This is a genomic window from Cellulophaga sp. F20128 (genome assembly GCF_023015805.1).
In the GTDB taxonomy this organism is placed as follows: domain Bacteria; phylum Bacteroidota; class Bacteroidia; order Flavobacteriales; family Flavobacteriaceae; genus Cellulophaga.
Map to the genome: position 1 here is coordinate 60,850 of NZ_JALKBA010000011.1, position 20,133 is coordinate 80,982.

Below are 20,133 nucleotides of genomic sequence, written 5' to 3' on the forward strand. Positions count from 1 at the left end.
AGCGTGCAAACTGAAATTTGCATAAAATTAATGTCAGACAACACTAAATATACAGAAGATAATATACGTTCGCTAGACTGGAAAGAGCATATTCGTATGCGACCAGGAATGTATATTGGTAAATTAGGTGACGGTTCTTCGGCAGATGATGGTATTTATATTCTTCTCAAAGAAGTTTTAGATAACTGTATTGATGAATTTGTGATGGGTGCTGGGAAAACCATTGAAATTGGAATTAAGGACAATGTTGTAAGTGTTCGTGATTATGGTCGTGGTATTCCTTTAGGAAAAGTGGTAGATGTAGTTTCGAAAATGAATACCGGGGGAAAATATGATTCCCGAGCTTTTAAAAAATCTGTTGGTTTAAATGGAGTAGGCACCAAGGCAGTTAACGCACTGTCAAATTTCTTTAAGGTTGAATCTTCTCGAGATGGGCAGTCTAAATGGGCTGAGTTTAGTCAGGGTAATTTAGTAGCAGAAGAAGGGCCTTTGGATTCATCAAAACGAAAAGGAACCAAAGTTTCTTTTACGCCAGACGAGGCCATCTTTAAAAAATATACCTATAGAAATGAGTATATAGAACGAATGATTAAAAACTATGTATACCTAAATCCAGGGCTTACTATAGTTTTTAACGGGGAAAAGTTCTTTTCGGAAAATGGACTGCGCGATTTGTTGGAAGACAACAACAGTGCAGATGATATGTTGTATCCTATTATTCATTTAAAAGGAGCAGATATCGAAATAGCTATAACACATAGTAAAAGTCAGTATAGTGAGGAATATCATTCGTTTGTAAACGGACAACACACTACGCAGGGTGGAACACATTTGACAGCTTTTAGAGAGGCAATTGTTAAAACCATTCGTGATTTTTACGGTAAAAATTATGAAGCTTCGGATATTCGTAAGTCTATAATTTCTGCCATTTCAATTAAGGTGATGGAGCCTGTTTTTGAGAGTCAAACCAAAACAAAGCTAGGTTCTACAGATATGGGCGGGGAATTCCCTACCGTACGGACCTATATTAATGATTTTGTTGGAAAATATTTAGACAACTACCTTCATAAAAATCAAGCTACGGCTGAAAGCCTACAACGTAAAATAGTACAAGCGGAGCGGGAGCGTAAAGATTTGTCAGGAATTCGAAAATTAGCGCGCGATCGGGCTAAAAAAGCGAGTTTGCACAATAAGAAATTACGAGATTGCCGGGTGCATTTGGGGGATTTAAAAAAAGATAGACGTTTAGAGTCAACCTTATTTATTACTGAGGGAGATTCGGCTTCTGGATCCATTACAAAGTCTAGAGATGTAAATACCCAAGCGGTGTTTAGCTTGCGAGGGAAGCCCTTAAATTCATACGGAATGTCTAAAAAGATCGTGTATGAAAACGAAGAGTTTAATCTGTTACAAGCAGCGTTAAGTATTGAGGAGTCAATGGAGGACTTGCGCTACAATAATATTGTAATTGCAACGGATGCCGATGTGGATGGTATGCATATTCGATTGTTGTTAATCACCTTCTTTTTGCAGTTTTTTCCTGAATTGATCAAAGAAAACCATCTGTATATCTTACAGACCCCTTTGTTTAGGGTGCGTAATAAAAAAGAAACTTTTTATTGCTACAGTCCTGAAGAAAAGGCTGAAGCGATGGGAAAATTAAGCGGGAAACCAGAAATTACCCGATTTAAAGGATTGGGAGAGATTTCTCCAGATGAGTTTCAACACTTTATAGGTGATGATATCCGCTTAGAGCCAGTAATGCTAGATAAGGCAATGTCTATTGAGCAATTACTGAGTTTTTATATGGGGAAAAACACCCCGGACCGACAAAAATTTATTATAGAAAATCTTAAAGTAGAACTTGATATAATTGAGGAAAACTAATTATAAACCAATAAACACGAATCTTTCTTTATGGAAGAGAATGAAGAAGTAAACGAAAACCTTACAAATGACACTGAAAATCCTCAAGAAGCCTTAACCAAGGTAACTGGGATGTATAAGGATTGGTTTTTAGATTACGCCTCTTATGTTATTTTAGAACGTGCCGTGCCTGCCATCGAAGATGGTTTTAAGCCTGTGCAACGTAGAATTATGCATTCGCTTAAGGAGTTGGATGACGGAAGGTATAACAAAGTCGCTAATGTTGTAGGGCACACTATGCAGTATCACCCCCATGGTGATGCGAGTATTGCGGATGCAATGGTGCAAATTGGCCAAAAAGAGTTGTTGATAGATACCCAAGGGAACTGGGGTAATATATTAACAGGGGATAGGGCTGCAGCATCGAGGTATATTGAAGCTCGACTGTCTAAATTTGCCTTGGAAGTTATTTTTAGTCCAAAAATTACGGAATGGCAGCAATCTTATGATGGTCGTAAGAAAGAGCCTGTAAATCTTCCCGTTAAATTTCCTCTACTTCTAGCTCAGGGTGCCGAAGGGATCGCTGTTGGTTTGTCTACTAAAATTTTACCACATAACTTTATAGAGCTTATTGATGCGTCTGTTAAGCATCTTAAAGGTCAGAAATTTAAATTGTATCCAGACTTTCCAACCTCAGGAATTATAGATATTAGTGGGTATAATGACGGCTTGCGCGGCGGTAAAATTCGCGTAAGGGCAAAAATAGCACAATTAGACAAGAGTACCTTGGTTATTAATGAGATACCCTATGGTACTAACACCTCTTCTTTAATAGATTCGATCCTTAAAGCAAACGAAAAAGGAAAGATAAAAGTTAAGAAAATTGAGGATAATACAGCTGCCGATGTGGAGATTCTTGTGCATTTGCCTTCTGGTATTTCGCCAGACAAAACAATAGATGCGCTGTATGCCTTTACGGCTTGTGAATCTTCCATATCTCCTTTAGGTTGTATTATAGAAGATAATAAGCCGCTATTTATTGGGGTCACCGAAATGCTAGAGCGTTCAACAGATTACACTGTAGAATTATTAAAAGCGGAACTAGAAATTCAACTTGGAGAGCTAGAAGAGCAATGGCATTTTTCTTCCTTAGAACGAATTTTTATAGAAAACAGGATTTATCGCGACATTGAAGAAGAGGAAACTTGGGCAGGTGTTATTACGGCAATTGATAAGGGTTTGATGCCGTATACCAAACATTTAAAGCGCGCAGTAACAGAGGCAGATATTTTGCGACTAACAGAAATACGTATCAAGCGGATCTCTAAGTTTGATTTAGATAAAGCCCAGCAATTACTGGATAGTTTAGAGGAAAGGATTGCTGAGGTTAAGCATCATTTGGAGCATCTTATTGAGTTTGCTATTGATTACTTTAAAAACTTAAAATCCACTTACGGAAAAGGAAGGGAGCGCAAGTCTGAAATTAGAATTTTTGATGATATCGAAGCGACTAAGGTAGCTATTCGGAACACTAAACTATATGTTAATAGGGAAGAAGGTTTTGTAGGTACCTCGCTTAAAAAAGACGAATACGTTACGGATTGTAGTGATATTGATGATATAATTGTTTTTACACAAGATGGAAATATGATGGTTTCTAAAGTGGATTCAAAAATATTTGTAGGTAAAAATATCATTCATGTAGCCGTTTTTAAGAAGAAGGATAAGCGCACCATCTACAATTTAATATACAAAGACGGGAAAGGTGGAGCTAGTTATATTAAGCGTTTTAATGTTACGTCTATCACTAGGGATAAATTATATCCTCTAACCAATGGAAAGCCTAACTCTGATGTGTTGTATTTTTCCGCCAACCCTAATGGAGAGGCTGAGATTGTGACCGTACATTTAAGGCAGGTTGGTAGCGTTAAGAAACTAAAATGGGATATTGATTTCTCAGACGTTTTAATAAAAGGGAGAGCGTCTAAAGGGAATGTAGTGAGTAAATATGCTGTAAAACGGATTGACTTAAAAGAAAAAGGAGTGTCTACCTTAAAGCCACGTAAAATTTGGTTTGATGAGATAGTGGGCCGACTTAATTTGGATGGGCGAGGAGAGTTGCTAGGGGAATTTAAAGGAGATAATTTATTGTTGGTTGTAACTCAAAAAGGTGTTGTTAAAACCATTAAGCCAGATGTCTCTACCCATTTTGATGATGACATGATTGTGTTGGAAAAATGGAACCCTAAAAAGCCTATTTCTGCCATTTATTTTGATGGTGTAAAGGAGCGATATTATATAAAACGCTTTCTGATAGAACATGAAAACAAAGAAGAATTGTTTATTTCTGAACACCCAAAATCTGTTTTGGAATTGGTTTCTACAGATTGGAGACCGGTAGTAGAATTGGAATTTGTGAAAGCGAAAGGCAAGGATGTTAAACCGAATCAAGAAATTGATATTGAAGATTTTATAGCGATTAAAGGAATTAAAGCTTTAGGTAATCAGTTAACCACTGATAGGTTAAAGTCTACCAATGTTTTGGAGTCATTACCTTATGAAGAAGAGGAGGAGTTGGCTCCTGAGGAAATGGAAGTGAATGAAGAAGAGGATTTGTCATCTTCTTCTGATGGAAATAAGAGTGATGATGAGGCTGATAGTGATTCTGAACAAACCACTTTATTTTAGAATTATTACCTTTTAATATTGCTATATTTGCAACTTAAAAATATTTTATATGGATTTTACTAACCCACTAGTTTATGGTGGTCCTGCTTTTATAATTTTTATTTTATTAGAATTAGCATATAGTAAAAATCATGAAGAACACCATGATTTATACGACTGGAAAGACCTCTTTGCAAGTGGATTTATGGGGCTTGGTTCTGCGGTATTAGCAGCTGGATTGAAAGTAGTATCGGCAATCGTAATATTCACCTATGTTTTTGAGCTTTTTAACCCTCTTGTTAATGGTGTTCATACCAATATACTGGGGTATCAATCCTTTGGATATGCTTGGTATGTTTGGATTTTGTGTCAATTAGCTGATGATTTTACGTATTATTGGTTTCACAGAGCCAATCATGAAATAAGAATTCTCTGGGCGGCTCATATTGTGCATCATTCATCAGATAATTTTAATTTAGGTACTGCTGTTAGAAACGGTTGGTTTACGCTAGTGTATAAGCCTTTCTTTTATATGTGGATGCCTGCTCTTGGGTTTGAGCCAGAAATGGTAGTTTTTTGCCTGGGAATAGAAGCTTTATGGCAGTTTCAGTTGCATACTGTATTGCTTCCTAAGCTCGGTATTTTTGAGAAGTTTATGAATACACATACCATGCATCAGGTACATCATGCACAAAATGTAGAATATTTGGATAAAAACCATGGTGGGTTTTTAAATATTTTTGATCGAATTTTTGGTACTTGGCTAGAGTTAGATGATAAAATTGATGTAAAGTATGGGGTTATACATGCTCCAAACTCTAACAACCCCATTGTGATTTTAACGCATGAGTTTAAAGATATTTGGATAGATTTAAAAAAATCAAAGAAATTATCACATAGGTTTATGTATATCTTTGGGCCTCCAGGCTGGAGTCACGACGGTAGTACAATGACTGTAAAGCAACAACAGAAGCAGTTTAATGAATATAAAAAGAATAGTCCTGAAGCTACCTTTGAAAGGCCTAATTAAGTAATTAAAAGGTTCTAGCTTGGTTTATTTTAAGTTCAGGCGTATGTTTAACTACTTGTTAAACTTTATTTTTAAGATGCTGTTGGTTAGTTCTATGACTTCAAATTCATAAACAGTGTTAGTTGTATTTGAAGTGACTGTAATTGTCTTTGTTAATTGGTTGACAAGCCATTTTCCTTCATCCATATAGTGTGCATCTACAGGTGATAAAACACTATAATTACATTGGTAATTTTTCTTAAACTCAAACACTTGTCGGTACCTGCTTTCAGGAAAAACGAAAACCGTAGCGGGTCTGTAAATTTTATAATCGCTAGTATTCTCTTCTTCGTAAGAATTCATCCAAACTTGTTCTAATTCAGGAAGGTAATAATTCTGATCTTCATTGTCGCAACCTGTATTTAATAAGCTAAAGGTAAGGCATATAATGGCGTAGAGCGTCTTCATTGCGGGGTGTTTAATGGTAAGATGTGTTCTAGCGGTTAAGGTTGCGTAGGCATCGTAAAATTATTGAAATCGCCTCTCGCGAGGTATACAACGATTTTGAGCTTTTGTTCTACAGTTTGCACGTTATAGGAGTGTAATAGTTATAATGCCTTACAAAGGGTTCTTGAGTCTTATGCGAGGCTTAGGGCGTAGGTATGGTTAGGTATGGTTATCTAGTTTATTGCTGCAGTAGAAGTGATCCTATTTAGCTTAGTTCGAATTTTTTGCTTAGCTAAGGGAGGTTATGAGCTTATAGGTCATTCCTAGTTGCTACTCCTTTCTTAATTATTAATTTCTTTTTTGTGTCTCTAGAGGCGTTGGTGTATTCAAACGTATAATTAGTTGCAGTTGTTTCAAGTATTTTAAAATGTATAGAAGATTGATTGTTTAATGATTTCAGGATAAACTCACAATCATTAATCCACCGTACGGTAGAGCTGTCAATCTTATTTTCGTAGTACTCTACACTGTATTTTTCATCACGTGTAAAATGTCCTGTGTTTTTAACACCATCAATTTCATACTCAAAAGTAAAGCTTCCTGTTTTGTAGTCTTTACAGTTTCTTGTAGGGGTGTAACAAGAAACTAAAACAAGGGCAAGTGCTAGGTAAACGTATCTTATATTCATAGCTGCAAAATACTTAAATAAGAATGATATAACGAAGTATATATTGTAAAAAATTAATTTGTTTTTCTAATTTTTATCAAAAGTTTCAAAAGTCCCATCTGCATAGAAAATAATTACTTTACTAATGGTTTTTTGGGAAATTGAATTCACTGGTTTGGGCGCAACTTGTTGGGTTGGGGGAGTTAGATTTTCTTTTTTTCTAAGCTGAGGGAAGCTGCCTTTTCCGTTGAGAAGCCAATACAAATTTACATCAGGAAAGGCTTCAATTACCTTTAAAACAAATTCTAAGCTAGGCTTGTTTCTTCCGGATAAAAGGTGTGAAATACTAGAGCGCTGAACAGCAACTTTATCGGCAAAAGCAGCCGCAGTTAAGCTGTAGTATTGTATGATTTTTTCTAACCTTTTGATGAACTCTTCAGAATTTACCATTGTAATTAATTTTTGCGCTATTTGTATTGATGATTACTTATGTATTTCTAGTATAAGCTGCTTTTTTATTTAACCCAATATCTAGATGTGTTGTTTTAAGCTATTGAATTGTAAATAGTTAACACCAATGTATAGATATTTGTGATTCTAAGCTATTCTTTTGATTACAAATGTAATCATTTGCGGTCAAATCAAGCTTTTGGTATGTTACAAATGTAAATAATTAAGTTACAAATGTAATTTATAATGCAGTTATATTTGCAGTATATTTAGATGGATAGTAATGATGAATTTTGAGAAAATATTTAGAAGTTGTAAGGTTAAAAGTACAACAGGTCGCTATGTAACAATAGCTACCGTTTATCCTTTTTTAGAGGGTACAATTTTTAGTGATAAGTTGAAAACTATTGGAAGTTCTGTTTTGGGTGCTCCAATAAAAATGCTAACCCTTGGCCAGGGAAAAACAAAAATTTTAATGTGGTCACAAATGCATGGGAATGAATCTACAACTACCAAAGCTGTTTTAGATTTCATCAACTTTTTATCGCAGCCAGGTACCGAATCGAAATTAATTTTGGAGCATTGTACTATTTGTATACTTCCTATTTTAAATCCAGATGGTGCTGAAGCTTACACAAGGGTAAATGCAAATACTGTTGATTTAAATAGAGATGCTCAAGACAGGAGTCAGCCCGAGAGTAAAGTACTGCGGCAAGTTTATGATGCGTTTGCACCAGATTATTGTTTTAACCTACATGATCAGCGTACTATTTTTAATGTAGGGACAACTAATAAGCCTGCAACAGTTTCATTTTTAGCGCCTGCCTTTAATAAGGAACGTACTGTATCATTGACTAGAGCAAAAAGCATGCAGCTTATTGTTGCAATGAACACCGTTTTACAGCAATTTATTCCAGGTCAAGTTGGTAGATATGACGACGGATTTAATAGTAACTGTGTTGGAGATGCGTTTCAAATGTTAGACACCCCAACGGTTTTGTTTGAATCTGGACATTACCCAGAAGATTATGATCGAGAAAAAACTAGAGAGTATATATTTTATGCCTTGCTTACCGCGGTAACTACTATTGCAGAAAATTTAATTGAAAACTTTAAGGTGTCGGCCTATTTGGGGATTCCTGAAAATGGAAAACAATTTCTGGATATTATAATCACTAATGCCCACCTAGTGCATTCTAAATATAAGGAAGGGGAATCTTTAGGAATTCTTTATAAGGAAGTACTGCGAGGGGATACATTGAATTTTGTTCCGGATATCACGGAAAAAGGCAACTTGGATCATTTTTTCGCACACAAAGAATACAACTGTTTGATTGATAGTGATTTAATTGAGTTAAAAAATAATTCTGAATTGTACATTTATTTGTTTTAAAATTGAAATATTGATTTTTAATTGTAATATTATTACGTTATTGATAAAAAAAACACATATTTTATAAGTATATTTCTATATTTTATTATTTTTGCCTAAAATATAATTACACATAATGACTAAAGTTAAACTAGACGAAATTGACCATCAGATTCTGGATATGTTAATAGACAATACCAGAACTCCTTTTACAGATATTGCAAAGAAATTATTAATTTCTGCAGGAACCGTTCATGTTAGGGTTAAAAAAATGGAGGAGGCCGGAATTATTCAGGGTTCTTCATTAACGCTAGATTATGTTAAATTGGGGTATTCCTTCATTGCTTATGTAGGGATCTTTTTAGAGAAAACCCATCAAACCAAATTTGTTTTAGAGAGGTTGGCAGGTATTCCTTATGTTACAGTTGCACATATTACAACGGGTAAGTTTAATATATTTTGTAAAATTAGGGCTAGAGATACACATCATGCTAAAAACATAATTTTTAAGATTGATGATATTGATGGGATTAGTAGAACGGAAACAATGATTTCTTTAGAGGAAAGTATCAATGATAAGAAAAGATTAATGCATACCATTTTTAATGAGTTGTAGGTCTTAAAAAACACAATATATAAGGCCCAATGTTGTTGCATTGGGTTTTTTTATTTCAATTTATGAAAGCAATTGCCTTATCAGAACAAGAGTACAATATATATTATAAGCGTTATATTGACCTAGTAGCTTCGGTAGATTTACTAGATGCTTTGCATCAAACTAAGAGTGAGTTTGAATCCCTTATGCTTCGTATTCCAGAGGATAAGGTTTATGTGGCTTATGCGGTAAACAAATGGACTATTGCAGAGGTGCTAGTACATATTATTGATACAGAAAGAGTTTTTCAATACAGAGCCTTGTGTTTTTCTCGTTTTGACGGCACTCCATTGCCAGGCTATGAGCAAGATGATTATGTGAATAACTCTAGGGCAGAGGCAAGAAGTAAAAATGAGTTGCTGGATGAATTTATAGCAGTTAGAGCATCTACAATTAAGTTGTTTGAAACCTTTAATGAAACACAGTTAAGGTTTATTGGAAATGCGAATAATTCCCCTTTGAGCGCTGCTGCTGCCGGATTTATTATATGTGGACATCAAATACATCACGCGCAGATTATTACAGAAAAATACAGTATCGGATAATTAAAGTGTACATAGGTTAATCTTCCATTTCGTCTTCATAAATTGCATCAGAAGTTTCCAGTTCAGAAGTGTTGTTGACTTCAAGGGATGATAATTCCAATTCTTTTTCAATTTTATCATCAAAAGTGGCTATAAAATTTGAAAGACTTTTGCTTATTTTTACCAAATAAATAGTATTTTCTGTCCTTATTTCAACAGCTTCTACTGTTTCTCCGTTCGCATTTTTAAAAGTAATGATGTCGCTATCTCCATAACCATGTGGATAAGATTCAATTAATTTTGCAGCAACAACATGATCTAACTTTTTGTAATCAACAAGTTTTCGTAACATAATTTTAAAAGGTTGGTTTGTATGATCTAAACTAAAACTTTTTTCTGTCGGAAAACGTAAAGAGTTGTAAAACAGCTATTTTATGTAGGTCAGCTTCTTAAACTTTGTAGTAAGCAAAAGATTCTCTTAATAAATCTTCAGAAACGATTACATCTATTTGGCATTCACCAATTGTTTTTAGCAGCACAAAATTAATATTGCCATGTGAATTTTTTTTGTCAAACTTTAAAAGACTTAGAATATTAGTTATGTCTTCATCGTTAAAAGAGACTTTCCCGTATCTATTAATAAAGGTGGTTTTTATGTTTTCTAGCTGTGTGTCTGCTAGTCCCGTTAGCTTGTTGCTTAAAAAACCTTCCAATACCATTCCTACGGCAATAGCTTCCCCATGCAATAGTGTATTGTGGGTTTTGCTTTCTAAAAAATAGGACTCTATGGCATGACCTAGAGTATGACCGAAATTTAATATTTTTCGGAGGTTTTGTTCTGTTGGATCTTGAATTACAACTTCGTTTTTTAGCAATACTGAATCATAGATGAAGGCATCTAAGTTGGTGAGGTCTGAAACTAAGTTGAGTTCATTCCAGTATTTTTTATCACGGATTAAACCGTGTTTCAACATTTCGGCAAAGCCACTTTGCATTTGCCGTGATTCAAGGGTTTGTAAAAAAGAGCTTATGATGAGTACCATTTCTGGCTGGTTGATAACCCCAACTTGATTTTTTATACTACCCAAGTCAACCCCTGTTTTTCCGCCTACAGAAGCATCGACCATAGAGAGTAGGGTGGTAGGGACATTTATGAATGCAATACCTCTTTTATAGGTAGAAGCAACAAAGCCGCCTAGGTCTGTAACAACACCACCTCCTAAATTAATAATCAAGCTTTTTCTATCCGCATCTAATTCAGACAAAGCATACCAGACTTGCGTGCAGGTTTCTATGTTTTTGTTTATTTCGCCTTCTTCAATTTCAATAATTTCAAAATCATAATCCCCAGAAATCTGTGCCATAAAACTAGGCAAACAGTTTTGGTGTGTATTTTCATCAACCAGGATAAATACTTTAGAGTAATTCGATTTTTCTAAGTGGATGTTAAGTTCTGAATATGCTTTTTCGTTAAAATGAATCGCATAGGTATCAGATAAAATGGACTGCATAAATATTATTTTAGTTCACACAAAATAAAGACATATTTTAGTGATTAGAATACAAAATCTGTAATTATATTTGCCGCTTTACGAAATTAATAAAAATGAAACAAATTTTTGAAAATACAGCAACTGCTTTTGCATTAAAATCGGATTCGGAATTAGAGCGAGCGTATTTTTTGTTCAAATTAATTGCTAACGAACCCTTGGTTCGCATTGGGACTGCAGTTACAAATTTTGCAATTAAAGCGCATTTGCCAGTGGAACGCTTAATAAGAGCTACTGTTTTTGATCACTTTTGTGGTGGAGTGAGTGAGGAAGATTGTTTGGGGGTTATTGAACGAATGTATGAGAAGAAGGTGAGTACCATTCTTGATTATTCGGTAGAAGGTAAGGAAGTGGAAAAGCAGTTTGACCTAGCACTTGAAAAAATTCTAAATGTATTAAATTTTGTAAAGGAGAAAGAATCAATTCCTTTAGCGGTGTTTAAGCCAACTGGTTTTGGACGGTTTGCACTTTTTGTAAAAGTAGGAGAGGGTAAAGAGCTTACAGAAGAAGAGCAATTAGAATGGGATAGAGTAGTAGCTAGGTTTGATAAGGTTTGTAAAAAAGCATTTGATTTAGATGTGGCATTATTGGTTGATGGTGAGGAGAGTTGGATGCAAGACGCTGCAGATAATTTGTGTGCAGAAATGATGAGCAAATACAATAAGAAAAAAGTTATAGTTTGTAATACTTTACAGATGTATCGGTGGGATCGGATGGACTATCTAAAAAAACTACATCAACAAGCCAAGGAGGAAGGATTTAAAATTGGGATGAAAGTGGTGCGTGGTGCTTATATGGAAAAAGAGAATGAAAGGGCCGAAGAAAAAGGGTACCCTACGCCAATATGTGAGTCTAAGTCGGCTACAGACCAAAATTTTGATGCTGCTATTGGGTATATCGTTGCTCATTTAGATGATTTTTTACTTTTTATGGGTACCCATAATGAGAACAGCTGCTATGGGTTAATGGCCTTAATGGAGGAGACCAATATAGATAGAACTGATGATCGTATCTGGTTTGGGCAGTTGTTTGGAATGAGTGATCATATTTCTTTTAATCTTGCAGATCAAGGCTATAACGTTGCAAAATATTTGCCTTTTGGACCTGTGAGAGATGTTATGCCGTATTTAATCCGTAGGGCTGAGGAGAATACCTCTGTAGCCGGACAAACCACAAGAGAGTTGTCGTTATTGAAAGCGGAGCGAATTCGAAGAAAAATTAATTAAATTAAAAGGTGATTCCTTATAATCACCTTTTTTTATTCTCTTTGGCCTTTATTGGGGTATGCTGATATTTTTTACAACCACCTTGGCGTTGCAGTTGGTAACTGTTAAAACAGCCTCTTTTTCTTTGAGATAACCTTCAATTTTATATGTTTTACAAGGGGTAGACTTGGTGTCACTATTTTTAAAATCGATATCTCCTTCAGTTAAAAAATAGGCAATTGCCGTAGAATCTAATGATTTGTTGGCGAAAAGTACTTTTATCTCATCAGAATAGGACAGTGGCTTGGAGCGCAAATCTTTTAAAACTCGGCAATTGGGGAAGTAACAGAATTCTGATCCAGTTTCTTCGGATTTCTTTTTTAGGAAAAAAGTTAAAAATACAATTCCGATAGATAGTCCAATCATGTACCATCCTAATCGTTTGATAAACGCCATAAATTAAAAAATTAAAAAATTGATATCACTGTACTGCAGGTCGTACCATTCGCCTACAGATTTGTTGGTTAAAATTCCGTGGTACATGTATAGGCCGTTGCGCAAGCCTTTGTCAAATCGCAAAGCGTTTTCCATTCCGCCATCCTCACCAATCTTTAATAAATACGGAGTAAAGATATTGCTAATAGAAATGGATGAAGTTTTAGGGTAGCGCGAAGGGATGTTAGGAACCCCGTAGTGCACTACGCCGTGTTTTGTAATGGTTGGTTTTTTATGTGTTGTAAGTTCAGATGTTTCAAAACATCCGCCAGTGTCTATACTTACATCTATGATTACAGCATCTTTTTTCATATTCTCTACCATTGTCTCCGTAACAATAATGGGTGCTCTATCCTTACCGCGAACCGCGCCAATAGCGACATCACATCTTTTTAGCGACTTTAGAAGGTTTTTAGGTTGCAAGGTAGAGGTATAGACCGTTTGTTTTAAGAGGGTCTGTATTTGACGTAGTTTTGTGATAGAATTATCAAATATTTTTACGTTTGCACCAAGGCCAATAGCAGATCTTGCTGCAAATTCTCCAACCGTTCCGGCACCTATAATAACAACTTCTACTGGAGGAACGCCACTTATATTGCCAAACATTAAGCCATTGCCATTATTTGTAGTTGCCATTATTTCTGCTGCAATTAAAACTGAGGATATGCCGGCAATTTCACTAAGCGACCGTACTGCAGGATATTTTCCGTCTTCATCCTGTATGTATTCAAAAGCAATAGCTGTAATTCTCTTTTTTGCTAATCCTTCAAAATACTTTTTTGATTGTGTTTTTATCTGCAAAGCAGAGATTATCGTGGTTTGTGGGTTCAGCAGTTGCACCTCAGAAAGCGTGGGTGGTTCTACCTTTAAAATTATGGGGCACGAAAATACTTTTTTTGTGTCTTTGGTTACTTCGCCTCCAGCATTGGTATAATCAAGGTCTGAAAAATTTGCTCCCTCTCCAGCGCCAGATTCAATAAGAACTCTATGGCCATTGCAAGTTAGTGCGTTAACGGCATCGGGTGTTAGACATACTCTTTTTTCGAGAGATTGGTTTTCTTTTAAGATTCCAATAAATAGTTCTCCCTTCTTTCTTAGAATCTCTAGCTTTTCTTCTTGGGGTAATAATTGGTATTTGCTAAAAGGTGAAGAAGGCTGATTCATTAGTGTTTTAATTTGTTGGTATAACGACCAAAATTACAATTTTATTTTTAAAACTAAAGGCTGTTTTATTTTTAGAAATATTCTAGTTTGTTGAAATTACAAGATGTTGATTTTTCGCTCTTTATCACTGACAACTTCAAGTTTAATATTGGTTCTGTTGTCTGGCAGAAAAGAACTAATTTTTTCTGGCCATTCTATAAACACCCATTTGCCTGCATAAAAATAATCTTCCACACCTATGTCTAGCGCTTCCATCTCATCTTCTAATCGGTAAAAATCAAAATGATAGGCAATGGTTTTGTTGGTTTTATCTTGATATTCATTTACAATTCCAAAACTGGGACTAGAGGTGTCTCCTATAGCACCTAGTTCTGCTACAATCGCTTTTATAAGTGTTGTTTTTCCTGCACCCATACCCCCGTAAAAACAAAGGGTTTTTGTCGGGGCATTTTGTATAATTTCTTTAGCTAGATCCTTTAGTTCGCGGTACGTAAAAGTTTTATTCATTGGGTAAATGACGGATTGAAATGAATTTTTTACAAAGATAAAAATTACAGCTTTCTTTTGGTGTTTTTTTAGGTGGGAATTAAAGTAAATAATTCAATAAGAATAGGCTACCTAGGTTCTAAAACGACAAAGGGTATTATCATTTCTTCCAAGGAAACCCCTCCGTGTTGATAGGTATTTCTGTAGTAGGTAACATAGTGATTGTAGTTGTTTGGATAAGCGAAAAACAAATCGTTCTTAGCAAAGATAAAAGAGCTACTCATATTTATTGTTGGCAATTGTAAATCTGACGGTTTCTTTGCAGCCAACACATCTTTGTCGTCATAAGAAAGACTTCTTCCAGTCTTGTATCTTAAATTTAAGCTAGTGTCTTTATCTCCCATTACCTTAGAGGGTTGCTTTACATTTATTGTTCCGTGATCTGTGGTTATTATTAGTTTTTGACCCATAGCCTGTGCCTGTTGTATAATCTCTAGTAAGGGAGAGTTTTTAAACCAACTTACGGTTAAGGAGCGGTATGCTTTATCGTTACTTGCCAGCTCTTTTATAACTTCCATTTCTGTTTTAGAATGAGAGAGCATATCTACAAAATTATAAACAATCACCGTAAGGTCATTGTCTTTTTGGGATTTGTAATTTTGTGATAGGTGTTTGCCTTGTTTAAGGCTGCTTATCTTGTGGTATTCCCATTTTAAATTGAGCCCAAGTCTTTTTAGTTGTGCACCAAGAAATTTGTCCTCAAACAGATTTTTACCGCCTTCTTCGGTGTCATTTTTCCACCATTCCGGATGTTTCTTCTCCATTTCAAGCGGAGTTAAGCCAGAGAAAATAGAATTACGTGCATATTGGGTTGCTGTAGGTAAAATGCTAAAATAAGGGACTTCCTTTGTTTTTTTGTAGAATGAATTAACAGTACTTTCAAAAGCCAACCATTGATCGTATCGTAAATTGTCTACAACAACTAATAGGGTTGCTTTGTTTTTTAACTCTGGTTGAATTAAGTTTTTAAAAAGGTTATGCGATAATACGGGAGCATCATCTCCAGAAAACCAATTTGGATAATTCTTGTCTATAAATTTACCAAATTGGTTGTTTGCTTCTGTTTTTTGAGATTCTAGTATTTCAAACATACCAGAATCTTCTATTTCTTCCAATTGGAGTTCCCAGTGGATTAGTTTTTTATACAGATCCGTCCATTCTTCAAAAGAATTTACCATGGATAAATCCATCGCAATTTTACGAAATTCTTGTTGGTAGTTGGAGGTTGTTTTTTCAGAAATTAACCGCGAATGGTCTAAGCTTTTCTTTAAGCTGAGTAATATCTGGTGTGGATTAACGGGTTTTATAAGGTAATCCGCAATCTTAGAGCCTATAGCTTCCTCCATTATAAGTTCCTCTTCACTTTTTGTAATCATTACAACCGGCAGGGTTGTATGTGTTTTTTTAATTTCAGAAAGTGTTTCCAAACCACTAATACCGGGCATATTTTCATCCAAAAAAACAATATCTACTTTGGTGTTTTCTAGCTCTTCCAATGCTTCTCTTCCGCTTTTGCAGGTGACCACTTGGTAATTTTTCTTTTCTAGAAAAATAATATGAGGTTTTAGTAAATCTATTTCATCATCTACCCAAAGTATTGTTATTTTATTCATTTAGTACCTATATTTGTGATTGTAAAGAAAGAAGATTTTGGTGAAATCTAATAAACTTAAAATATTCAATGATCCAATTTACGGATTTATTGGCATTCCTAGTACTCTAATTTTTGATATTATTGCGCATCCTTATTTCCAGAGATTGCGAAGGATTTCTCAAATGGGGCTCTCTTATTTGGTGTACCCTGGGGCGCATCACACAAGGTTTCAGCATGCTTTGGGTAGTATGCATTTAATGACGCAAGCGGTTCAAATACTTCGTTTCAAGGGAGTTGTAATTTCTGAAGAGGAAGAGCAGGGACTTTTATGTGCTATTTTATTGCATGATATTGGACACGGACCTTTTTCACATGCTATGGAGCGTACCATTGTAGAAGGGGTAGATCATGAGGCGATTTCGCTGGTTTTTATGGAGGAGTTAAATAAGAAATTTAACGGAAGTTTAACTATTGCGATTTCTATTTTTAAAAGGGAACACCCTAAGAAATTTCTAAATGAACTGGTATCTAGTCAGTTAGATATGGATCGGTTAGACTACCTAAAGCGTGATAGTTTTTATACCGGTGTTGCAGAGGGGAATATTAACGCCGAACGTCTCATAACGATGTTGAATGTTGTGGATGGTTGTTTGGTCATTGAAGAGAAGGGAATTTATTCTGTTGAAAAATTTCTAATGGCGCGTCGCTTTATGTATTGGCAGGTGTACCTGCATAAAACGGGCTTGGTTGCGGAACAATTACTAATAAAAACCCTACAGCGGGCAAAACTTCTAATAAGTCAAGGGGAGTCTGTTTACTGTAGTTCCACCTTAAGCTATTTTGTAAACACCAAAGTTTCATTGAAAGATTTTACGGGAGATGTGATCCAAAAATTTGCATTGTTAGACGATGTAGATATTATGTCTGCCGTTAAGGAATGGCAAAATCATCCTGATTTTGTATTGTCTTCCTTGAGTAAAATGATATTGAATAGAGAATTGCTACATATTAAATTGAAGAAAAAACCTGTAGCCAGTACTAAGTTTAACAAAGAATTTAAAAGATGCAAAGAAAAATATAGACTAACAGATGCTGAAACTGAATATTTTGTTTTTACAGGAGAAATAGAAAATACAGCATACAATCAACTAAAACAACCAATTAAAGTATTGCGAGACAACGGAAAAATTTCAGATGTTTCTAGAATTTCAGATCAATTAAATAGTAAAACCTTAGGGAAGACTGTGACAAAGTACTATGTATGTTATCCAAAAGATACTAATTTCTAGTCTATTTTGTGTGTGGATGTATAGCTTAGCGGTGAAGTTTAGCTGATGTTGGATAAAAAATGTACATTTAATGATGTTATTGTGTTTAACTAAACTCAAAAATATTTCACTATTTTTCTTACTTTTGTCGGCATGAAGAGTAAAACCATTTAAACTTTCGGTTTTTAAAAAAAATTGTTAGAGATAAAATTCCCTAAAAATAAATTAATAAAACGTGAAGTTTACAGCTAGTCAGATTGCAGGTATTTTAGAAGGAGAAGTTCAGGGTGATCCTGAAATTGCTGTAGATACACTTGCAAAAATTGAAGAGGGCAAGGCAGGGTCACTAACATTCTTGTCAAATCCAAAGTACACCCCTTATTTATATACAACAGAAGCTTCTATAACAATAGTTAACAAGGACTTTGTTCCTGAAAAAGAGTATTCTACCACCTTGATCAAGGTGATAGACGCGTACCAATCTTTCTCAAAATTACTAACCTACTATGATCGGGCAAAGAGTAATAAAATTGGTATAGAGCAACCGGCACATATTGATGAGACCGTAAAATACGGTTCCGACTTGTATTTGGGAGCATTTTCATATCTTGGAAAAAATGTAATTTTAGGGAACAATGTTAAGATATATCCAAATGTCTACGTTGCCGAAAATGTAATTATTGGGGACAATGTAATCTTGTATTCTGGAGCAAAAATAGGTTCTGATTCGGTAATTGGTAACAATTGTGTGATTCATTACGGGGTTGTTGTAGGTTCGGATGGTTTTGGTTTTTCGCCAACAGAAAAAGGGACATTTACTAAAATTCCCCAAATCGGTAATGTAATTTTGGAAGAAGATGTAGATGTGGGAGCAGGTACTACAATAGATAGAGCAACTATGGGTTCTACTATCATTAGAAAAGGAGTTAAATTAGACAACCAAATACAAATTGCTCACAATGTGGAAATTGGTGAAAATACGGTCATTGCTGCTCAGACAGGAATTGCGGGTTCTTCCAAAATCGGAAAAAATTGCATGATAGGAGGACAAGTAGGTATTGTTGGTCATATAATAATTGGTGATAATGTACGAATCCAAGCGCAAGCGGGTATAGGTAGAAATGTTAAAGATGGAGAAGTACTACAAGGATCGCCAGCTTTTAACTATGGTGATTTTAATAAATCCTATGTGCATTTTAAAAATTTACCTAAAATAGTGAACGGAATAAATAACATTGAAAAGAAATTTGATGGAGAATAAATCCAATAATAAGCAAAGAACCATTGCAAAAGAAATAACCCTAACTGGGGTTGGTTTGCATACAGGTGAAAAAGTAACTATGAAATTCTTGCCAGCAGCTGAAAACTTTGGTTATGCATTTAAACGCATTGATTTAGAGGGAGAGCCAGTGATAGAGGCTGATGTGAATTATGTAGAAAATACACAGCGCGGTACGAATTTAGAAAAGAATGGCGTTAAAATTCAAACTCCAGAACACGTATTGGCTGCCTTGGTGGGACTAGAGATAGACAACGTTTTAATAGAGTTGAATTCACCAGAACTTCCTATTATGGATGGTTCGTCTAAATTTTTTGTAGAAGCTTTGGAAAAAGCTGGAATCGTTACACAAGAAGTTGAGCGTGAAGACTATATTATAAAGGATGTTATTTCATATAGAGATGAAGAAACAGGAAGTGAAATTACAATTATTCCATCCGAAGAATACCAAGTAACCACAATGGTAGATTTTGGCACCAAAGTTTTGGGAACCCAAAATGCGACATTATTAACCCTTGCAGATTTTAAGGATGAGATTTCTAAGGCCAGAACTTTTAGTTTTTTACACGAACTAGAAGCATTGTTGGAACATGGTTTAATAAAAGGCGGAGACCTTAATAATGCTATTGTTTACGTAGATAAGGAAATTTCAGAAAGCACTATGAAGAAGCTTGAAAAGGCTTTTAATAAAGAGAAATTATCTGTAAAACCAAACGGCATATTAGATAATTTAACCTTACATCAACCCAATGAAGCCGCACGGCACAAGCTATTGGATGTCATTGGTGATTTATCTTTAATTGGCACAAGAATTCGTGGTAAAGTTATCGCGAATAAGCCAGGGCATTACGTGAATACGCAATTTGCCAAAAAATTAGCCAAAATAATAAAGGCAGAGAAAAGAAATAGTGTTCCAAAATACGATCTGAGTTTACCTCCATTGATGGATATTCATCAAATTATGGATATGCTGCCTCATAGACCCCCTTTTTTATTAATAGATAGGGTGTTAGAGCTTTCAAAGAATCATGTGGTGGGTATGAAAAATGTAACCATGAATGAACCCTTCTTTGTTGGGCATTTTCCAGGAGCACCTGTTATGCCAGGTGTTTTACAAGTGGAGGCAATGGCACAAACCGGAGGAGTTTTGGTCCTTAGTACCGTTCCAGATCCAGAAAATTACCTCACTTTTTTTATGAAAATAGATAAAGTGAAGTTTAAGCAAAAGGTTTTACCGGGAGATACGTTAATCTTTCACTGTAGCCTTATTACACCAATACGCAGAGGAATATGTCATATGCAAGCCTACGCTTATGCTAATGATAAATTAGTTTGTGAAGCCGAAATGATGGCGCAAATAGCAAAAAAACAATAG

The 20,133-nt window shown here is 35.2% G+C and carries 19 protein-coding genes; 10 read left to right on the plus strand and 9 right to left on the minus strand.

Features of this window, described 5'->3' with window-relative positions:
* The first annotated feature begins 30 nt into the window (after positions 1–30).
* Genes MWU65_RS11695 through MWU65_RS11705 form a run of 3 tightly spaced genes read left to right on the plus strand, consistent with a single transcriptional unit; the run spans position 31 to position 5,563 of the window.
* Positions 31–1,887, plus strand: coding sequence for a DNA topoisomerase IV subunit B (locus MWU65_RS11695; RefSeq protein WP_247078152.1), 1,857 nt, complete (start codon positions 31–33; stop codon positions 1,885–1,887).
* 30 nt (positions 1,888–1,917) lie between these two features.
* Complete coding sequence (locus MWU65_RS11700) at positions 1,918–4,554, plus strand: DNA gyrase/topoisomerase IV subunit A (protein ID WP_247078154.1); 2,637 nt, start codon at positions 1,918–1,920, stop codon at positions 4,552–4,554.
* Positions 4,555–4,603: 49 nt separating this feature from the next.
* Positions 4,604–5,563: a sterol desaturase family protein gene (locus MWU65_RS11705; protein WP_247078156.1), complete on the plus strand. Its 960-nt coding sequence runs from the start codon at positions 4,604–4,606 to the stop codon at positions 5,561–5,563.
* A gap of 51 nt (positions 5,564–5,614) precedes the next feature.
* Here MWU65_RS11705 and MWU65_RS11710 read toward each other — a convergent pair whose 3' ends face one another.
* The 3 genes from MWU65_RS11710 to MWU65_RS11720 form a co-directional block, all read right to left on the minus strand.
* Positions 5,615–6,010, minus strand: a complete 396-nt coding sequence (locus tag MWU65_RS11710) for a hypothetical protein (protein WP_247078157.1) — start codon at positions 6,008–6,010, stop codon at positions 5,615–5,617.
* Between the two features lie 289 nt (positions 6,011–6,299).
* A complete protein-coding gene (locus MWU65_RS11715; RefSeq protein ID WP_247078158.1) occupies positions 6,300–6,677 on the minus strand; it encodes a hypothetical protein in 378 nt (125 codons plus the stop codon).
* A 66-nt stretch (positions 6,678–6,743) separates the two neighbouring features.
* Complete coding sequence (locus MWU65_RS11720) at positions 6,744–7,106, minus strand: helix-turn-helix transcriptional regulator (RefSeq protein ID WP_247078159.1); 363 nt, start codon at positions 7,104–7,106, stop codon at positions 6,744–6,746.
* A 283-nt stretch (positions 7,107–7,389) separates the two neighbouring features.
* On the opposite strand from MWU65_RS11720, the gene MWU65_RS11725 reads away from it, so the two are divergent.
* From MWU65_RS11725 to MWU65_RS11735, 3 genes are all read left to right on the plus strand, one after another.
* Positions 7,390–8,499 carry a M14 metallopeptidase family protein gene (locus MWU65_RS11725; RefSeq protein WP_247078160.1) on the plus strand — a complete coding sequence of 370 codons (1,110 nt, stop codon included), beginning with the start codon at positions 7,390–7,392 and terminating at the stop codon, positions 8,497–8,499.
* Between the two features lie 115 nt (positions 8,500–8,614).
* Complete coding sequence (locus tag MWU65_RS11730; protein WP_247078161.1) at positions 8,615–9,094, plus strand: winged helix-turn-helix transcriptional regulator; 480 nt, start codon at positions 8,615–8,617, stop codon at positions 9,092–9,094.
* 62 nt (positions 9,095–9,156) lie between these two features.
* Complete coding sequence (locus tag MWU65_RS11735) at positions 9,157–9,678, plus strand: DinB family protein (RefSeq protein WP_247078162.1); 522 nt, start codon at positions 9,157–9,159, stop codon at positions 9,676–9,678.
* Between the two features lie 16 nt (positions 9,679–9,694).
* Here MWU65_RS11735 and MWU65_RS11740 read toward each other — a convergent pair whose 3' ends face one another.
* Complete coding sequence (locus MWU65_RS11740; RefSeq protein ID WP_247078163.1) at positions 9,695–10,009, minus strand: hypothetical protein; 315 nt, start codon at positions 10,007–10,009, stop codon at positions 9,695–9,697.
* 97 nt (positions 10,010–10,106) lie between these two features.
* Positions 10,107–11,168: a 3-dehydroquinate synthase gene (gene aroB / locus MWU65_RS11745; RefSeq protein WP_247078164.1), complete on the minus strand. Its 1,062-nt coding sequence runs from the start codon at positions 11,166–11,168 to the stop codon at positions 10,107–10,109.
* Between the two features lie 95 nt (positions 11,169–11,263).
* Between aroB and MWU65_RS11750 the strand changes: the two genes are divergently transcribed.
* Positions 11,264–12,433, plus strand: coding sequence for a proline dehydrogenase family protein (locus MWU65_RS11750; RefSeq protein WP_247078166.1), 1,170 nt, complete (start codon positions 11,264–11,266; stop codon positions 12,431–12,433).
* Positions 12,434–12,481: 48 nt separating this feature from the next.
* On the opposite strand, the gene MWU65_RS11755 is transcribed toward MWU65_RS11750, so the two are convergent.
* From MWU65_RS11755 to MWU65_RS11770, 4 genes are all read right to left on the minus strand, one after another.
* Positions 12,482–12,868 carry a DUF4258 domain-containing protein gene (locus MWU65_RS11755; protein ID WP_247078168.1) on the minus strand — a complete coding sequence of 129 codons (387 nt, stop codon included), beginning with the start codon at positions 12,866–12,868 and terminating at the stop codon, positions 12,482–12,484.
* Positions 12,869–12,871: 3 nt separating this feature from the next.
* Positions 12,872–14,071: an alanine dehydrogenase gene (locus MWU65_RS11760; protein WP_247078170.1), complete on the minus strand. Its 1,200-nt coding sequence runs from the start codon at positions 14,069–14,071 to the stop codon at positions 12,872–12,874.
* Between the two features lie 96 nt (positions 14,072–14,167).
* Positions 14,168–14,578, minus strand: coding sequence for a tRNA (adenosine(37)-N6)-threonylcarbamoyltransferase complex ATPase subunit type 1 TsaE (gene tsaE / locus MWU65_RS11765; RefSeq protein WP_247078172.1), 411 nt, complete (start codon positions 14,576–14,578; stop codon positions 14,168–14,170).
* A 107-nt stretch (positions 14,579–14,685) separates the two neighbouring features.
* Positions 14,686–16,230: a bifunctional response regulator/alkaline phosphatase family protein gene (locus tag MWU65_RS11770; protein ID WP_247078173.1), complete on the minus strand. Its 1,545-nt coding sequence runs from the start codon at positions 16,228–16,230 to the stop codon at positions 14,686–14,688.
* Between the two features lie 37 nt (positions 16,231–16,267).
* Here MWU65_RS11770 and MWU65_RS11775 point away from each other — a divergent pair, with 37 nt between their 5' ends.
* The 3 genes from MWU65_RS11775 to MWU65_RS11785 all read left to right on the plus strand — a co-directional run bounded on the left by MWU65_RS11775 (position 16,268) and on the right by MWU65_RS11785 (position 20,133).
* The gene (locus MWU65_RS11775; RefSeq protein ID WP_247078174.1) at positions 16,268–17,500 is read left to right on the plus strand and encodes an HD domain-containing protein; all 1,233 of its coding nucleotides are present in this window, start codon (positions 16,268–16,270) and stop codon (positions 17,498–17,500) included.
* A 214-nt stretch (positions 17,501–17,714) separates the two neighbouring features.
* Positions 17,715–18,740, plus strand: a complete 1,026-nt coding sequence (gene lpxD, locus MWU65_RS11780; protein ID WP_247078175.1) for a UDP-3-O-(3-hydroxymyristoyl)glucosamine N-acyltransferase — start codon at positions 17,715–17,717, stop codon at positions 18,738–18,740.
* Positions 18,730–20,133, plus strand: a complete 1,404-nt coding sequence (locus MWU65_RS11785) for a bifunctional UDP-3-O-[3-hydroxymyristoyl] N-acetylglucosamine deacetylase/3-hydroxyacyl-ACP dehydratase (protein ID WP_247078176.1) — start codon at positions 18,730–18,732, stop codon at positions 20,131–20,133. The genes lpxD and MWU65_RS11785 overlap by 11 nt, the downstream gene beginning before the upstream one ends.

Bases quoted from the DNA above. Each gene is read 5' to 3' on its own strand.
- MWU65_RS11770 (WP_247078173.1), bottom strand. From the start codon at position 16,230: ATGAATAAAATAACAATACTTTGGGTAGATGATGAAATAGATTTACTA.
- MWU65_RS11715 (WP_247078158.1), bottom strand. From the start codon at position 6,677: ATGAATATAAGATACGTTTACCTAGCACTTGCCCTTGTTTTAGTTTCT.
- MWU65_RS11705 (WP_247078156.1), top strand. From the start codon at position 4,604: ATGGATTTTACTAACCCACTAGTTTATGGTGGTCCTGCTTTTATAATT.
- MWU65_RS11720 (WP_247078159.1), bottom strand. From the start codon at position 7,106: ATGGTAAATTCTGAAGAGTTCATCAAAAGGTTAGAAAAAATCATACAA.
- MWU65_RS11695 (WP_247078152.1), top strand. From the start codon at position 31: ATGTCAGACAACACTAAATATACAGAAGATAATATACGTTCGCTAGAC.
- tsaE (WP_247078172.1), bottom strand. From the start codon at position 14,578: ATGAATAAAACTTTTACGTACCGCGAACTAAAGGATCTAGCTAAAGAA.
- MWU65_RS11750 (WP_247078166.1), top strand. From the start codon at position 11,264: ATGAAACAAATTTTTGAAAATACAGCAACTGCTTTTGCATTAAAATCG.
- MWU65_RS11740 (WP_247078163.1), bottom strand. From the start codon at position 10,009: ATGTTACGAAAACTTGTTGATTACAAAAAGTTAGATCATGTTGTTGCT.
- MWU65_RS11755 (WP_247078168.1), bottom strand. From the start codon at position 12,868: ATGGCGTTTATCAAACGATTAGGATGGTACATGATTGGACTATCTATC.
- aroB (WP_247078164.1), bottom strand. From the start codon at position 11,168: ATGCAGTCCATTTTATCTGATACCTATGCGATTCATTTTAACGAAAAA.
- MWU65_RS11700 (WP_247078154.1), top strand. From the start codon at position 1,918: ATGGAAGAGAATGAAGAAGTAAACGAAAACCTTACAAATGACACTGAA.
- MWU65_RS11710 (WP_247078157.1), bottom strand. From the start codon at position 6,010: ATGAAGACGCTCTACGCCATTATATGCCTTACCTTTAGCTTATTAAAT.
- MWU65_RS11730 (WP_247078161.1), top strand. From the start codon at position 8,615: ATGACTAAAGTTAAACTAGACGAAATTGACCATCAGATTCTGGATATG.
- MWU65_RS11725 (WP_247078160.1), top strand. From the start codon at position 7,390: ATGATGAATTTTGAGAAAATATTTAGAAGTTGTAAGGTTAAAAGTACA.
- MWU65_RS11785 (WP_247078176.1), top strand. From the start codon at position 18,730: ATGGAGAATAAATCCAATAATAAGCAAAGAACCATTGCAAAAGAAATA.
- MWU65_RS11760 (WP_247078170.1), bottom strand. From the start codon at position 14,071: ATGAATCAGCCTTCTTCACCTTTTAGCAAATACCAATTATTACCCCAA.
- MWU65_RS11735 (WP_247078162.1), top strand. From the start codon at position 9,157: ATGAAAGCAATTGCCTTATCAGAACAAGAGTACAATATATATTATAAG.